Below are 15,802 nucleotides of genomic sequence, written 5' to 3'. Positions count from 1 at the left end.
CCACGTTACGGCTCAAGCACCAACTTGCCCCGCACTTCACCACGGGCCAGCGCATCCAGCGCCGCCGCCCCTTCGGACAGCGGGAACCGCACCGGCGGCGGCGGCCGCAACCCGCCGGCAACCAGCCTGGCCAGCTCCGCACCCACCTGGGCCTGGGCCGCCGGGTGCCGGCGCACGAACTCGCCCCAGCCCACACCGACCACACTGACGTTGCGCAACAGCAGGCGGTTCACCTTGACCGTGGGAATTCCGCTGCCCGCGGCGAATCCGATCACCAACAGCCGGCCCTCGGGGGCGAGCACCCGGATGGCGTCGTCGAACGCGTCGCCACCGATCGGGTCGACGATCAGGTCGACGCCGTTTCCGTCGGTGGCGTCCATCACCGCCTGGCGCCAGCCGTCGGTCAGCGGCAGCACCGCATCGGCCCCGGCAGCGGCGACGAACTCCTCGGCGCCCGGCCGGTGCACCATCGCAATGACCTTGGCGCCCATGGCCTTGGCGAGTTGGATCGACGCAGTCCCGATGCCGCCTGCCGCGCCGAGCACCAGCACGGTCTCGCCCGCCACCAGCCCACCACGACGAGCCAGCGCGAACTGCATGGTGTAGTAGTTGCCCAGCAGCGATGCCGCTTCGGCGTCGTCGAGACCGGCGGCCGTCGGCACCACGTTGGACGGCAGCACCGCCACCTGCTCGGCGTATCCACCGATCATCGAGAACGCTGAAACTCGTTGTCCGGGTGTGAAACCGGAGCCTTCCGGGGCGGAACGCACCGTTCCGGCCACTTCCATCCCCGGGGTGAACGGCGGTTCCAGCCGCAGCTGGTACTCACCGCGCAGCAACAGCAGATCGGGAAAACACACGCCGGCGGCGCCGACGTCCACGATCACCGCTTCCGCGGAAGCAGGATCGGGGACGTCGACGTACGCCAGCCCGGATGTACCGGTGAGTGCCTGCGCTACAAGCGCTTTCACTCGTATTAGCCCAGCTTGAAGGTGGCCAGCTGGGCGGCGGACAGGTCGGTGATCTCGCCCCACTTGGCGGCGATGTCATCGACGGTGGGCACCTCGGTGAAGGTGACGCCGTCGTTCTGGAACAGCGCGGTGCGCTGGACCTTGCCGCCGCCGACGATGAACACCGAGTCGGTGTCGGGCAGTTCCTCGGTCATCAGGTAGGCCACCACCGGCGCGACGTATTCCGGGGTGAGCTTCTCGAACACCTCGGGCGGCAGGATGTCCTGGGTCATCCGGGTTGCGGCGATCGGCGCGACCGCGTTGGTCTTGATGTTGTACTTGGCGCCTTCCTGGGCCAGCGTGTTGATCAGACCGACCAGGCCGAGCTTGGCCGCACCGTAGTTGGCCTGACCGAAGTTGCCGAACAGACCGCTGGTGGAGGTGGCCACCACGACGCGGCCGAAGCTCTGCTCGCGGAAGTGCGGCCAGGCCGCGCGGATGACGTTGTACCCGCCGTAGAGGTGCACCTTGAGCACGGCGTCCCACTGCTCGAACGTCATCTTGTGGAAGGTGCCGTCTCGCAGGATGCCTGCGTTGCTCACCACACCGTCGACCTTGCCGAACTCGTCGATGGCGGTCTTGATGATGTTCTCGGCGCCCGCCTGCTCGGCGACGCTGTCGTAGTTGGCCACCGCGCGACCCCCTTTTTCGCGGATCTCGGCCACCACCTCGTCGGCCATGTTGTGTCCGGCGCCGGACCCGTCACGGGCACCGCCCAGGTCGTTGACGACGACGCTGGCGCCCTCGCGGGCGAGCGTCAGGGCATATTCACGACCCAGACCTCCGCCGGCTCCGGTGACGACGACGACGCGGTCCTGCACTCCTGGCATGGGATTCCTCCTCGATAACGGGCCTGAAAAAGGGGCTCAGCTCCCCTCTTGTATACGGCGGCTGCCTCGCGGACGGCGCACCGGGTCGACGAGTGACCACTGTCACGGTCCCGCGACGTTTAATTTGGAATCATTCCAGTATCGCTAAAGTTGAACTAATCAAGAAAAGCGATACAGAAGAGGGTCAGACATGAAGAAGTTGGGATTCAGCGCCGTCATTGCCAGTGGTCTGGCCGCCGCGGTCGTGGGTCTGGCCGCTCCGGCGTCCGCCGGGGTCGACCACCACATGTGGGTACACCAGCAGCATCAGAAGGCACAGGTTCCGCAGGTCGACAACACGGTGAAGCACACCAGCATCAGGCCGAACGGCTGAACGGGTTCCGAGAAACGCTCAGAGTCGTTCGGCCGTGACGAACGTGGAGAAGCCGGCCGGGTCACGATGCACCGTTTCGACGTAACGGCCCAGTCGGCGCATCTCGTCCACTGAGTGCACACCGTGCGACCGCCAGCCGTGTTCGGCCAGCCACTGCACCACGTCGGCCCGGTTCGGGTCGTCGTACATCAATTCCTGAACATCGAGCGCATGTTCCATGTTGAATTGCGCGGCGAACCGCTCAAAACGCTCCCGCATCTCTTCGCGGCGCTCGCGGGCCGTCACCCCGGCGGTCTCCGCGGCGATCCGGCTGCCGGGCGCCGACAGCTCGGTGACGAGTTCGAACAACCGGTCCTGGGCATCGGCGGGCAGATACATCAAGAGCCCCTCGGCCAACCATGCCGTGGGCTGTTCGGCGTCAAAGCCCGCCGCGCGCAATGCCTTCGGCCAATCCTGACGCAAGTCGATGCCCACCTCACGGCGCTGCGCAGCCGCCTGCACACCGTGGGCAGCCAGCGTCTCGGCCTTGTACTCCAGCACCTTGGGCTGATCGATCTCGTACACCGTCGTCCCGGCCGGCCACTCCAGCCGGTAGGCCCGCGAATCCAAGCCCGAGGCCAGGATCACGATCTGGCGGATGCCCGCGTCGACGGCCTTGGCGAAGAAGTCGTCGAAGAAGTGCGTACGCACCGCCTGATAGCTGCCCATGTGCTCGAAGACCGCGGCGGCCTCGGTGTCGACGGCGCCGATCTTCTCGACGAGATCACCGTCCAACAGTGACTCCCACGTTCCACTCCCGGCGCCGGCCACCAGGATCCGGGCGTACGGGTCACGGATCAGGGCGTTCTCCCGGTCCGTCTCGCCGGCCCGGGCGGCGGCCACCATGACCGCGGTCGACCCCACGCTGGTGGCAATGTCCCAGGTGTCGTCGTGGCTGCGCAGTGAGCTCATCGGGATTCTCCGTCCAATCGCGCGCGCAACAGCACGCTGTCCAAACCGAGTTCGGCCAACTCGTCGGCTCGGGCCGGCCGGCCCAACCGGTCCATCTCGTCGGCGGCGCAGCACGCGTCGACCTCCCACCCGTGCTCCGCGAGCCACTCGGCGGCGGCGGTCCGCTCGTCACCGGTGTACATCAGGGCGTCGGTGTCGATGTCCAACCCCAGCGCAGTGCGCATGTGCTCGCCCTGGGCCCGGCGCTCGGCGCGCTTCTCCGGCGTGTACCGAGCCGGGTCCATGACGAAGTCCTCGACGGCGAGCCGACTTCCTGGGGCGCTGTGCGCGGCGACCAGTTCGAACAGGCGGTCCTGGGCCTCACCGGGCAGATAGGGCAGCAATCCTTCGGCCAGCCACGCGGTCGGCTGGGCTGGGTCGAATCCGGCGGCGGCCAAGGCCGCCGGCCAGTCGTCGCGCAAATCAATCGGTACACCGACATACCGAGCCCGCGCCACCGCGCCGTGCGCCTCCAGCGTCGCGGTCTTGTACTGCAACACCTTGGGCTGGTCGATCTCGAACACCGTGGTGCCGACCGGCCAGTCCAGCCGGTAGGCCCGGGAATCCAGGCCCGCGGCCAGGACGACGACCTGGCGGATGCCGTCGTGGGCGACCTCGGAGAAGTAATCGTCGAAGTAGTGCGTGCGCACGGCCTGATAGTTGCGGGCCAGCTCGTGGATGCGACGGGCGTTCGGGTCGTCGCCAATCCAGAGCGGTTCGCTGCCGGCCAATTGGGCCCAGGCCGGGCCCGCGGCCGCCACCAGGAGGAAGGCGAACTCATCGCGGATCAATGGATCGGGCTGGGCCGTCTCGGCGGCGCGGGAGGCGGCCACCCCCAGAGCCGTGGCCCCGACACTCTCGGTGATGTCCCAGCTGTCGCCGTCGGCTCGATCGGGCCGTACGTCAGTCAGATCAGTCATTTGCCCAACCATCCTACCGAATAGTTAGCCAAGCTATACGGTAGTGTGTGCTACCTCACGCCGACGAGGCGTCAATCGCGCAGCTGCCAGAGCTTGTTCGCCATCAGCAGCTCGAACTTGTCCACGATGACCGCCAGCTCGTCGCGATCACCCACGTAACCGGCGTAAAAGCCCATCCCCCACATCACCGCGACCAACATCTCGACGATCGCCGGGATGTCCGTGTCCGCGCTCAATTCACCCTTTTCGATCGCATCGTTGACCGCCCACGTGACGAACTTCCGCGAGCTGGCCAGCGCGTCGTGCTCCTCGGAAACCAGTTCGGGATGACGCTGCGATTCCAGCACCGACGTGACCAGGAAAGCAGCCGCCGAACGGTCCGTGGATTCGGTGTCCATCGCCGCAGCGAACACCGCCGAAATCCGGCTCAGTAACGTGCTGGCTTCCTGCGTTTTGGCAAGGGCGGCGGCCATCAACTTGGCATGGGCCTGCTCCACCACATCGCGGTACAGAACACGTTTGCTACTGAAATAGTGGTTGATCGCTGGGCGGGTGAGATCGGCACGAATGGCGATTGCCTGAAATGTAGCTGCGTCGTATCCAAGTTCGCTGAAAACTTCCTGGGCAGCATGCAGGATGCGCTCACGTGTCTCCGCTGCCTTTGCTGCCGGGGGACGTCCCGGTCCTCGACTCGCGATGTGCTCCACGTTGAAATTGTGCCACACGTCAAGTTGGGGGCCCGACGCTGATTTTTTCGCGCGGCGCCAAACCCGCCCGCCAGCAAACCCAGTCGCACCGTCAGATCGACGACGAACTACCGTTGTCCGCCATGGCGGGGGGCGTTTCACGGGAGGCTTACTTCGAAACCGGGTTGGACGTACTGTCCGACCTCGGCTACGGAGGCCTCAAGCTGGCCGAGGTGTGCAACCGGCTCGGCGTCACGACCGGCTCGTTCTACCACTACTTCCCCAACTGGGCGTCCTACACGCGCGAGCTGATCGCCCACTGGCGCGAGGCCCGCACCCAGCGGGTGGTCGAGTCCCTGCGGGCCGACCAGGATGCGCACCACCGCATCGAGAGCATCATCGGCGAAGCACTCGCCCTGCCGCATGGCGCCGAGGCCGCCATCCGGGTCTGGAGCTCCCTGGACGCCGAGGTCTACGCCGTGCAGGCCGTGGTGGACCAGATGCGTTTCGACATCATCTACGAATCCGCGCTCGAGCTCATCGGCGACAAGCGCACCGCCGAGTGCTTCGCCGCGTGGGGTATCTACCTCATCGTCGGTTTCGAGCAGAGCACCCTGCCGCGCGACACCAACGCCCTGCAGTGGATCACCACCCAGATGCGGGACACGCTCGAATCGGGCCGGTTCACACCGGCCACCGGATCCGACCAACCGGTCTAACATCGGCGAACATGCTGACCCCGGCCGCGATCTGGCGCCGGACAGCCGACCGCCTGCGCGATCGTCTGCGCACCAAGGACCCCGACTACGACGCACTGCGCCGCGCGCTGCGGGCCGCGATCGTCCTCCCCATCGCAGCCGCCGCCGGATTCGCCCTCGGCGGCGGGTCCCAGACCCCGCTGTTCGCCATCTTCGGCGCGGTCTCCCTGCTCATCACCGCCGATTTCCCCGGCAACCGCCCGGCCCGCGCCCTGGCCTACGCCGGCCTGGCACTCAACGGCCTCGTGCTGATCGTGCTCGGCACCGTGCTGGCTCCGCACCCGTGGCTGAGCGTGGTGGCGATGTTCGTCGTCGGCGTGGTGGTGATGTTCTCCGGGGTGCTCAGCGAGATCGTCGCCGCCGGGCAGCGCGCCACCCTGCTGTTGTTCGTGCTGCCGCTGTGTACGCCCGTCGGCCCAATTCCCGACCGGCTGCTGGGCTGGCTGATCGCGCTGGTGATCTGCGTGCCCGCGGCGCTGTTCCTGTTCCGGCCCCGCCATCACGACGAACTGCGGCGCTACGCGGCCCGGGTGTGCCGGCTGCTGGCCGACCGCCTCGACGGCGCGGCCACCGACCGCGACGTGACCCGGGCAATGAACGCCCTGTACGCCAGCTTTCTCGGCGCCGATTACCGCCCCGTCGCGCTCACCGCCGGCAGCCGCGCCCTGGTGCGCGTCGTCGACGATCTGGGCTGGATCTGCGATCAGGTCACCGACGACACCGCGGCCCTGCTCGGCTCCATGCGCACCCCGGCGGTGCGGGTGCTACGCGACAGCGCCGCCCTGTTGCAGACCGCCGATCGGTCCGTGCGCGCGGCACGGGAGGCCGACCTGCGGGCCGCGCTGACCGAGCAGCGCACCGTGGCCCAGGGCAATTACCGCGACGAGATCACCCAGATCCTGGACACCGCCGACGACGAAGCGGCCGTCGAGTTGGGCCGCGGCCTGCTCATTCGGCGCACCATCTCGGCCACCATCGCCGTGACCGGCCGGGTGATCCGCAACGCCGCGCTGGCCGACGCCCGACCGGTGTGGGCCCGGGTGCTGGGGCGGCGGCTGCCGGAAACCGGCACCGCTGACTGGGTGATGCCCGAGACCCTCGCCGTCACCGCGATCGCCAGGGGCCTGGTCACCGGCCGGGCCGTGGTGCTGCGCAACAGCCTGCGCACCGGGCTGGGACTGGCGCTGGCGGTGGGTGTCACGCACGTGTTCCCGGTGCAGCACGGCTTCTGGGTGGTACTGGGTGCGATGTCGGTGCTGCGCAGCAGCGCGCTGACCACCGGGACGCGCGTGCTGCGTGCCGTCGCCGGCACCGCCATCGGCTTCGTCCTGGGCGCGGTGCTCATCGAGTTCGTCGGGGTGGATCCCGTGGTGATGTGGATCCTGTTGCCCGTCGTGGCATTTGGCTCTGCCTACGTGCCCGAGGTCGGCTCGTTCATCGCCGGGCAGGCCGCGTTCACCATGATGGTGCTGATCAACTTCAACCTGATCGTGCCGACCGGTTGGCGGGTGGGGCTGGTGCGGGTCGAAGACGTGGTGGTCGGCGCGCTGGTGGGCATCGCCATGTCGTTGCTGTTGTGGCCGCGTGGCGCGACGGCGTCGGTGTCGACGGCGGTCGACCGGGCCCGCCAGGCGGGGGCGCGGTTCCTCAAAGCGGCGGTGCTGCGGGTGACCCGGGGCGCCTCCGAAGAGGCCACCGACCGCGTCATCGCACTGGGCCACGACGCCCTGGCCGCCACCCGCACCCTCGATGATGCGGTGCGACACTACCTTTCGGAGAACGGCGGCCCCTCCGACCAGCGTGCCCCGGTGGTGCGGGCGGCCAACCGGGCCATCCGGGTGCGGGCCGCGGCCGAGTTGATCGCCGACATCGTGCCCCCGCCGCTGGGCGTCTATCCGCAGACCGCCGCGATCATCGAAGAGCACACCCGGGCCATCTGCGCCCGGCTCACCGGCGCCGACGCCACCTCGGTGTGGGTACCGATCGGCGAGACCTTCGTGACGTCACTGCGCGCCGAGGCCACCGAAACCGACCTGGCGGTCTCGGCGGCCCTGCCGCTGGTGACGGCGGCTGCACATCTCGGCGAGCTCGAGCTGCTCTACCCGCAGCCCGCCGAGGCGGTGGGTTAGTTGAGCGGACGGTGCGGCATCAGGGCGTCCGGCGGAATCTGGCCGAACTTGCCGGCCTGATAATCCTCCAGCGCCTGGATGAGCTCGGCCTTCGAGTTCATCACGAACGGCCCGTAGTGGAAGACGGGTTCACGGATGGGCTTGCCGCCCAACAGCAGAACCTCCATCGCGGGGCGGTGCGAATCCTGGGTGGGTTCGGCCGACACGGTGATCCGGTCACCCGGACCGAGCACGGCGAGTTGGCCCTGATGGATCGGATGGCCCACCGGGCCGACGCTGCCGCGTCCGCTCAGGACGTACACCAACGCGTTGAACTCGCGGTTCCACGGCAGATTGAGCTGCGCCCCGGGCTCAATCGTGGCGTGCGCCAACGTGATCGGGGTGTGTGTGCTGCCCGGCCCGGTTTTCCCGTCGATGTCGCCGGCGATGATGCGGACCAGGGCGCCGCCGTCTTGCGAGGACAGCAACGTGGCGTCGCCGCCCTCGATGGCCTGGTAGCGCGGGGTGGCGAACTTGTCCTTGCGGGGCAGGTTCACCCACAGCTGGATGCCGTGGAACGTGCCGCCGCTGTCGACGAGTTCGGCCGGCGGGGTTTCGATGTGCAGGATTCCCGATCCCGCGGTCATCCACTGCGTGGCACCGTCGGTGATCAGACCGCCGCCGCCGTGTGAATCCTGGTGTGCGAAGCGGCCGTCGATCATGTAGGTGACGGTTTCGAATCCTCGGTGCGGGTGCCAATCGGTGCCCCGCGCCTCGCCGGGCTGGTATTCCACCTCACCCATCTGGTCCATGTGGACGAACGGGTCGAGATCGGCAGCGCTGACGCCGCCGAAGGCCCGGACGACGGGGAATCCCTCACCCTCGAATCCGCGCGGACCGGTGGTGACCGAGCGCACCGGGCGTTCGGTGTCCGACGCCTGAGCTGCCGCGACGCGCGGCAGGGTCAAGGTGTCTGCGGTGATGGCTGGCATCGCCTACCTCCTGTTTGCGTACTCTGATGCCAGATATAACCGGACTCCGGTCCGATTATTCCCCGTCGTTGCCGGTGCCCCGCCTTCCCCGTGGTTGATTCCCCTCGCCGAGCAGTCCCCCGCAAGCGGGAGGGGCCCCCAGCTGCGGTACCCCGGAACAGCCAATTCCGGGTACCTAACTGTCTGCTCGCCCCGGGTTGAGGAGCTCGAGCGCGGCAGCACGGGCATCCGCCGCGGTGGCCGCGGCCAGCACGGCGTCGGCGGCGGCACGGCACTGCGCCGCCGTGAACTGCGCGAGTTGCGCCCCCACCGGCGCAATCGCCGCCGGGGCCATCGACAGCGAGGACACCCCGAACCCCACCAGCACCGCCGCCAGCAGCGGATCCGCCGCGGCCTCACCACACACCCCGACCGGCTTGCCCGCATCGGCCCCGGACCGTGCCACCGACGCCACCAACCTCAGCACCGCGGGCTGCCACGGATCGGTGAGGGCCGCCAACCCGGCCGAGGTCCGGTCGGCGGCCATCGTGTACTGCGCCAGGTCGTTCGTCCCGATCGACAGGAACTCGACGTGCTCCAGGATTCGGTCGGCCAGCAGCGCCGCGGCGGGCACCTCGATCATCACGCCTGGACTGAGCCCGTATGACCGCGCCTGCGCGGCAAAGTATTTCGCTTCATCGACCGTGGTCACCATCGGCGCCATCACCCACGGCCGCTCCCCAGTGGCCTCGGCCCCTGCCGCGATCGCGGCCAGCTGGCGGGTCAGCAGACCGGGATTGCCCGCGGCCGTGCGGATGCCGCGGACCCCGAGCGCCGGGTTCGGCTCAGGCTCCTGCCCCACAAAGCGCAGCGGCTTGTCCGAGCCGGCGTCGAGCGTGCGGATCACCACGCGACGCCCGCCGAACGCCTCGAGCACCCGCCGGTAGCGGGCACTCTGCTCGGCGAGCGTGGGCTCGTCGTCGCGATCCAGGAAACACAGCTCGGTGCGCAACAGACCCACCCCCTCGGCCCGCACATCTGCGTTGGGCACATCGGTCAGGTTGGCCAGCAGCGCGACGCGATGCCCATCGGCGGTGGCCCCGGGCCCGGTCCACGCGGGGGTCTCCGGCAGCCGGGGCGGCTGCACAGGATCAGGGTCGACGGTCAGCGTGCCCGCCGCGCCGTCCAACAGCACCGTCGCTCCCGGCGGTACCGCGTCGAGCCCGCCGACCGCCACCACACACGGGATGCCGAGCTCCCGGGCGATGATCGCGGTGTGGCCGGTCGGGCCGCCCTGCGCGGTGGCCAGTCCGATCACCAGGGCCGGATCCAAGCCCGCGGCATCGGCGGGGGCCAGATCCTCGGCAATCAGGATCGACGGGACGAGCGGCCGCGGTACCACCGATTCGGAAACGCCGCGGAGCTCGGCCAGCACGCGGTCGCGGATGTCGTTCAGATCGCTGACCCGTTCGGCCATCAACCCACCCAGTTTGGTGAGCATCGCCGCGAACTCGGCGGTGGCTTCCACGACGGCGCGCACCGCGGGTGTTCCGGCGTCGATCCGCTTGTCGACGGCCGCGCACCAGGCCCGGTCACCGGCCAGCGTGGCGTGCGCATCGAGCACCTGGGCGGCCACACCGGTGGCGTGCGCGGCCCGCTCCCGCAACCGCGCCGACACGGCCGTCACCGCCGCACCGAACCGGGCGGTCTCGGCCGCGCGGTCCGGTAGGGCCAGATCGGCTGCCGCGCCGTCGTAGGCCGGCGCGCGGCCCGGCCGGATCACCGGGGCACACTGCCGCCCGGGCACCACCGGCACGCCCTGCAGGACCACCGGCGAGGTGGCCGGAGTTGTCGAGCTCACGTGACACAGGTTACAAATGCGTTTGCTGAGCTCGCAGCCGCCGTCACCACCGTCCCGAGCGCCCCCGAGGAGGGATATGCCTAGCAAGACCGTCACCGTCGGCTCCACGATCGGACTGCACGCGCGGCCCGCCGCGGTAATCGCCGACGCCGTGCTGAACGCCGGGGTTCCGGTCTCGCTGGCCGTCGGTGGCGCCGAGCCCGTCGACGCCGGATCGGCCCTGATGATCATGACCCTGGGCGCTGCCCACGGCACCCCGGTGACCGTTGCCTGCGAGGACGCCGACGTGTTGGCCACGGTGGCCGGGCTCGTCGCGCAGGACCTCGATGCCTGATCCACGGGCTGAGAAAGCGTCATCGACCTGCGTAAGGCACCCTTATGATTGCCTGCGTGCAAATCGCGGGTCGGCTTGACGTGAGACGGTTCATTTTCGAGCAGGCCGGACATTGTTTGCTGAATGTGCACGAGCACACTGCTGACAGGTCCGATGTAATTGGGGGAGTGTGAGGCGTGCAGCGCGTAGCCGTGATGCTGCTGGCATCGTTGTTGGCCCTATTCAGTGCGCCTCCGGCGTGGGCGATCGATCCGCCGGCAATCGATGCCGCAGCTGTTCCCCCTGATGAAACGGGCCCCGACCAGCCCATGGAGCAGCGCAAGATCTGCGCTGCACCCACGGTCATGCCCAATTCCAACTTCGCCGACAAACCGTGGGCGGCCGACTACCTGCGGCTGCCCGAAGCGCACAAGTTCGCAACCGGCGCAGGCGTAACTGTCGCGGTGATCGACACCGGGGTCAACGGCTCACCCCGGGTCCCCGCCGAACCGGGCGGCGATTTCGTCGACGCCGGCGGCAACGGGATGTCCGACTGTGACGCCCACGGCACCCTGACCGCGTCGATCATCGCCGGGCGGGCCGCCCCCACCGACGGATTCGTCGGTGTCGCCCCCGACGCCCGACTGCTCTCGCTGCGCCAGACGTCGGTGGCGTTCCAGCCCAAGGGCTCGCGTCAGGATCCCAACGACCCGAACACCACCCAGACCGCGGGCTCGATCCGCAGCCTGGCCCGCTCGGTGGTGCATGCCGCCAACCTGGGCGCGCAGGTGATCAACATCAGCGAGGCCGCCTGCTACAAGGTGACCCGCCGGATCGACGAGTCCAGCCTGGGCGCGGCCATCAACTATGCGGTCAACGTCAAGGGCGTGGTGATCATCGTCGCCGCCGGCAACACCGGCCAGGACTGCACCCAGAACCCGCCGCCGGATCCGTCGGTCCCCGCCGACGCCCGCGGCTGGAAGGGCGTGCAGACGATCGTCAGCCCGGCCTGGTACGACCCGCTGGTGCTGACCGTCGGCAGCGTCAGCCAGAACGGTCAGCCGAGCAACTTCTCGATGTCGGGTCCGTGGGTCGGCGCGGCCGCCCCGGGCGAGAATCTCGTCGCGCTCGGCTACGAGGGCCAACCCGTCAACGCCACCCCCGGTGAGGACGGCCCGGTGCCGCTCAACGGCACGTCGTTCTCGGCGGCCTACGTCTCGGGCCTGGCCGCGCTGGTCAAGCAACGCTTCCCGGATCTGACCCCGGCCCAGGTCATCAACCGGATCACCGCCACCGCGCGCCACCCCGGCGGCGGCGTCGACAACTACGTCGGTGCCGGCGTGGTCGATCCGGTGGCCGCACTGACCTGGGAGGTTCCCGCCGGACCGAAGAAGGCACCGTTCCGGGTCAAGGAAGTGCCCCCGCCGGTGTACATCCCGCCGCCAGACCGTGGTCCGATCACCGGTGTCGTGGTGGCCGGGGCAGCGTTGGCACTGCTTCTCGGGATCGCGGCGATGACCCGGCGTGCGTTGCGGCGGCGCCAATGAACTTCCTGCGGCAGTTCGGGTTCCGCTTCACCACGGGCCACGCCATCTGGGCGGCGACGCTGATCCCGGCCTGCATCGCCCTGTGCCTGCATTTCAAGCTGCTCTGGCTGGGGATCACCCTGTCGGCGCTGATCGCGATCTTCTCGGTGCTCACCATCCGAGGACGACGGCTCACCGGCTGGGTGAAGGCGATCTTCTCCTGGCGGCGCCGGCACCGCAGCACCCCCGATGTGGCCTCCGAGCCCGCGGTCGGCGCCACCGTGATGCCCGGCGATCATGTCGCGGTCCGCTGGCAGGGCGATTATCTGGTCGCGGTGATCGAGCTGGTGCCCCGGCCGTTCACCCCGACCGTGATCGTCAACGGCAGCGCCGTCTCCGACGACACCGTCAGCACCAAGCTCGTCGAGAAGCTGATCGAGGCACACTGCCCCGACCTGGAGGCCGACGTGGTGTCGGCCGGCTACCGAGTCGGCAAGACCGCGCCGGCCAGCCTGGTGGCGCTCTACGAGCAGGTGGTGGGTCCGTACCCGGCGCCGGCGAACCGGCGGACCTGGATCGTGCTGCGCGCCGATCCGACGAAGACCGAACGTTCGGCGCAGCGCCGCGACAGCGGGGTCTCCGGATTGGCGCGCTACCTGGTGGCCTCGGCCACCAGGATCGCAGACCAGTTGGCCAGCAACGGAATCGACGCCCGCTGCTCGCGCAGCTTCGACGACTACGACAAGGCCACCGAGATCAGTTTCGAAAAGGAAACCTGGTCGGTGATCAAGGGGCGCAGCACCTTCACCGCGGCCTACAACGCGCCCGGTGGGCCGGACGTCTGGTGGTCGGCGCGCGCCGATCACACCACCACCCGGGTGCGGTTGAGCCCCGGGGCCGCCCCCACCACCACCGTGCTGCTCACCACGCTGTCGAATCCGACGACACCGCGCGGCTTTTCGTGCCTGTACGGCGGGCAGCGCGCTGCCCTGCAGGGCATCAGCCCGGTGACCGACAAGCACTACGATCTGCCGATCGGGTCAGCCGGCGTGCTCGTCGGCGAGACCTCGGACCGCTACCCGGTGTACATGCCGTTCGACAACGTCGACGTCAGCATCAACCTCGGGGACGCCCGCCTGTTCACCCAGTTCGTGATCCGCTCGGCGGCCTCGGGCGCGGTGGTGACCCTCGGGCCGCAGTTCCGCGAGTTCGCCACCATGATCAACGGCCGCGTCGGCCGGGTGCCGCGCGTGGCCTGGCCGAATTCCACGACCTACCTCGGACCGCATCAGGGGGTCGGCCGAGTGATCATGCGACCCAACTTCATTGACACACCGCGGCACCGCCAGCTGCCGATCACGTTGATCAATCCACGTGAGGAAAGCCGCTACCAGATGGCACTGGAACAATGACATCAAACTTGCTGGGAGAGGGGTCCCAGCCAGGTCGAGGGGAATAGATCATGGCAGAAGAATTAAGGGTCGACACCGGCCAACTCGTCGCGCGAGCGGGCGAACTGGAAGGCCTCAGCTGGCCGGGCGAGCCGGTCACGGTCACCGCCCCGGATGCGCTCCGCTCCACCGGACCGGCCATCGAGAACATCAACTCCAACGCCGCGGCGCTGCAGCGCTGCAACAAGTGGGCCGAGGAGGAATCCAAACGCGTCGCCGGGATCCTGCGCACGACCGCCGGCGAATACGACAAGAAGGACGCCGAGTACGCCGAGGTGCTGTCGAGCGATCCCGCCCGGATGGCAGGCATGGCCGATATCACGGTGCCCGGCCCGCCCGCGCCGCGTCCGGCCGATCCAGAACCGATGCCCCCGCTGACGTCGTATCCGACCGGTGAATGCATGGACGTCAAGGCCGCCCAGCAGGCACTGACCAGTGGTGACGGCGGAGCGTCGGCACGCGAGGCGTACAGCCAGTGGACCACCGTCGCCACCAACCTCAGCCGGATCATGCCCGACGGCAACATCCCGAACTGGGAGGGCGCGGCCGCCGAGACGGCCGAGAAGTACCGCCAGGAACTGCTCACCTGGATGCAGCAGGTATCCGTTGCCTGGAAAGCCGTGGCGGCCAACGCGAACATCATCGACTCGCAGCACCGCGCTGCCATCGACCAGCACACCCCGATCTACAACCGGTATCTGGAACTCGAGGCCGAACTCAAGGACGCCATGGAGACCAAGCCGTGGGAAGTCCGGGAGGTGTTCGACCGCGCCACCGGAAACTCGGAGCGCATCCGGCGCATCACCGAATCCATGCAGGAATTGCAGCGTCAGTCCGAGGAACTGCGCGCACAGTACGCCAGTTCGCTCGTGCTGACCCCGGCTCAGGCACCCAAGCCCCCGCAGGGCGCCGGTGGGATCGACCCCGGTCAGGTTCCCGGCGGCCCGGGTGGACCCGGGGGACCCAGTGGACCCGGCGGCACCCCCAGCGATTCCGGCGGCACACCCGAAATGCCCAAGATGCCGTCGATGTCCCCGGCTGGTCTCGAGAAGCAGTCCGCAGGCGAGCAGCCTTCAGGTTCGCCCAGTGGCGGGTCCCCGTCCGGCGGCGGATCGCCGTCCGGTGGCGGGTCCCCCGCCGGCGGCGGCATGCCCAGTGGCCTCGGTGAGGGCCTGCCCGAGGGGGGCACCCCGGAGATTCCCGGCCTCGACGATCCGAGCCTCAAGCCCGCCAGCGCCGGCGGCGGTGGCGGCGGCATGGGCGGCGGGATGGGCGCCGGCCCGCTCGGCCCGTCGGTCGGAGCGGATTCGGTGGCGCCGTCTCCGGCCGGTGCCCGCGCCGGTGGCGGCCCTGCAGCCGGTCCCGGCGGTGGCGGCATGGGCGGCATGGGCGGCGGCATGGGCGGCATGGGTGGCGGCCATGGCCAAGGCCAGGGCAAGGAGAAGCGCCGCAACGCCGGCCTGACGCCCGACGAAGACCTCTACGTCGAGGACCGTAACTACACCGAAGGCATCATCGGCCGCCGCAAGCGCAAGCCCGGCCAGGACGGGCAGGATTCGAAATGACGGACGAGATGCACCCGCAGGTCGCTGCGGTTCTCCGTCAGGCGCAACAACTGCAGTCCCTCATGGACGATCAGCTGCACAAGATGAACACCGAAACGTTCACCGCGACAGACGAAGCCCAGAGTGTCGAGGTGACGCTCAACGGGCACCATCACCTGGTCGACGTGTACATCAAGGACGGGTTGCTGCGCCTGGGTGCCCCGGCCGTCGAACAACGGCTCAACGAGGCCATCCAGAAGGCGACGGCGGCCGCGACGACGTCCATCGAGGCCGACCGCGAACGGCTCGACGCGATGGTCGCCGAACTGACCGCAGACGGACCGCAGCCGGGCTGAGACCCCGCCGCACACGGTCGGCCCGCTTCGCCCCGGTGGCGCGGCGGGCTGACCTGTTTTGCGATCCCCGGCAGTCTCGGCAGAACTTCGCTGCCCACACGACAA

General features: G+C 69.0%; 15 protein-coding genes. 8 read left to right on the top strand and 7 right to left on the bottom strand.

Annotated elements, in window-relative coordinates:
- Nucleotides 1-5: 5 nt before the first annotated feature.
- Both FR943_RS00280 and FR943_RS00275 read right to left on the bottom strand, forming a co-directional pair.
- Entirely contained in the window at nt 6-971 is a 966-nt protein-coding gene (locus FR943_RS00280) for an NADPH:quinone oxidoreductase family protein (RefSeq protein ID WP_217154331.1), read from the bottom strand.
- A gap of 5 nt (nt 972-976) precedes the next feature.
- The gene (locus FR943_RS00275; RefSeq protein WP_217154330.1) at nt 977-1,840 is read right to left on the bottom strand and encodes an SDR family NAD(P)-dependent oxidoreductase; all 864 of its coding nucleotides are present in this window, start codon (nt 1,838-1,840) and stop codon (nt 977-979) included.
- Nucleotides 1,841-2,030: 190 nt separating this feature from the next.
- On the opposite strand from FR943_RS00275, the gene FR943_RS00270 reads away from it, so the two are divergent.
- The gene (locus tag FR943_RS00270) at nt 2,031-2,213 is read left to right on the top strand and encodes a hypothetical protein (protein WP_217154329.1); all 183 of its coding nucleotides are present in this window, start codon (nt 2,031-2,033) and stop codon (nt 2,211-2,213) included.
- 18 nt (nt 2,214-2,231) lie between these two features.
- Here FR943_RS00270 and FR943_RS00265 read toward each other — a convergent pair whose 3' ends face one another.
- The 3 genes from FR943_RS00265 to FR943_RS00255 all read right to left on the bottom strand — a co-directional run bounded on the left by FR943_RS00265 (nt 2,232) and on the right by FR943_RS00255 (nt 4,830).
- Nucleotides 2,232-3,164: a class I SAM-dependent methyltransferase gene (locus tag FR943_RS00265; RefSeq protein ID WP_217154328.1), complete on the bottom strand. Its 933-nt coding sequence runs from the start codon at nt 3,162-3,164 to the stop codon at nt 2,232-2,234.
- The gene (locus tag FR943_RS00260; protein ID WP_217154327.1) at nt 3,161-4,123 is read right to left on the bottom strand and encodes a class I SAM-dependent methyltransferase; all 963 of its coding nucleotides are present in this window, start codon (nt 4,121-4,123) and stop codon (nt 3,161-3,163) included. The genes FR943_RS00265 and FR943_RS00260 overlap by 4 nt, the downstream gene beginning before the upstream one ends.
- Nucleotides 4,124-4,194: 71 nt before the next feature.
- Entirely contained in the window at nt 4,195-4,830 is a 636-nt protein-coding gene (locus FR943_RS00255; RefSeq protein ID WP_217154326.1) for a TetR/AcrR family transcriptional regulator, read from the bottom strand.
- A gap of 122 nt (nt 4,831-4,952) precedes the next feature.
- Here FR943_RS00255 and FR943_RS00250 point away from each other — a divergent pair, with 122 nt between their 5' ends.
- Entirely contained in the window at nt 4,953-5,528 is a 576-nt protein-coding gene (locus FR943_RS00250) for a TetR/AcrR family transcriptional regulator (RefSeq protein ID WP_217154325.1), read from the top strand.
- Nucleotides 5,529-5,539: 11 nt separating this feature from the next.
- Entirely contained in the window at nt 5,540-7,696 is a 2,157-nt protein-coding gene (locus FR943_RS00245; protein WP_217154324.1) for an FUSC family protein, read from the top strand.
- Here the strand turns inward: FR943_RS00245 and FR943_RS00240 are convergent.
- Entirely contained in the window at nt 7,693-8,667 is a 975-nt protein-coding gene (locus tag FR943_RS00240; RefSeq protein WP_217154323.1) for a pirin family protein, read from the bottom strand. The two genes, FR943_RS00245 and FR943_RS00240, sit on opposite strands and share 4 nt — an antisense overlap.
- A 175-nt stretch (nt 8,668-8,842) precedes the next feature.
- On the bottom strand, nt 8,843-10,507 hold the full coding sequence (locus FR943_RS00235) for a phosphoenolpyruvate--protein phosphotransferase (protein WP_308170392.1): 1,665 nt from the start codon (nt 10,505-10,507) through the stop codon (nt 8,843-8,845).
- Nucleotides 10,508-10,583: 76 nt separating this feature from the next.
- Here FR943_RS00235 and FR943_RS00230 point away from each other — a divergent pair, with 76 nt between their 5' ends.
- From FR943_RS00230 to FR943_RS00210, 5 genes are all read left to right on the top strand, one after another.
- Complete coding sequence (locus FR943_RS00230) at nt 10,584-10,841, top strand: HPr family phosphocarrier protein (protein WP_217154322.1); 258 nt, start codon at nt 10,584-10,586, stop codon at nt 10,839-10,841.
- A 176-nt stretch (nt 10,842-11,017) separates the two neighbouring features.
- Nucleotides 11,018-12,367: a type VII secretion-associated serine protease mycosin gene (gene mycP / locus FR943_RS00225; protein ID WP_217154321.1), complete on the top strand. Its 1,350-nt coding sequence runs from the start codon at nt 11,018-11,020 to the stop codon at nt 12,365-12,367.
- Nucleotides 12,364-13,758 carry a type VII secretion protein EccE gene (eccE, locus tag FR943_RS00220; protein WP_217154320.1) on the top strand — a complete coding sequence of 465 codons (1,395 nt, stop codon included), beginning with the start codon at nt 12,364-12,366 and terminating at the stop codon, nt 13,756-13,758. Before mycP ends, eccE begins: the two co-directional genes overlap by 4 nt.
- 50 nt (nt 13,759-13,808) lie before the next feature.
- On the top strand, nt 13,809-15,362 hold the full coding sequence (locus FR943_RS00215; protein ID WP_217154319.1) for a PPE domain-containing protein: 1,554 nt from the start codon (nt 13,809-13,811) through the stop codon (nt 15,360-15,362).
- The gene (locus FR943_RS00210) at nt 15,359-15,697 is read left to right on the top strand and encodes a YbaB/EbfC family nucleoid-associated protein (RefSeq protein WP_217154318.1); all 339 of its coding nucleotides are present in this window, start codon (nt 15,359-15,361) and stop codon (nt 15,695-15,697) included. The genes FR943_RS00215 and FR943_RS00210 overlap by 4 nt, the downstream gene beginning before the upstream one ends.
- Nucleotides 15,698-15,802: the final 105 nt, after the last annotated feature.

Origin of the sequence: [Mycobacterium] fortunisiensis (assembly GCF_019050325.1) — a bacterium.
Taxonomy (GTDB): Bacteria; Actinomycetota; Actinomycetes; order Mycobacteriales; family Mycobacteriaceae; genus Mycobacterium; species Mycobacterium fortunisiensis.
This window is presented reverse-complemented; position numbering and strand designations above follow the sequence as displayed.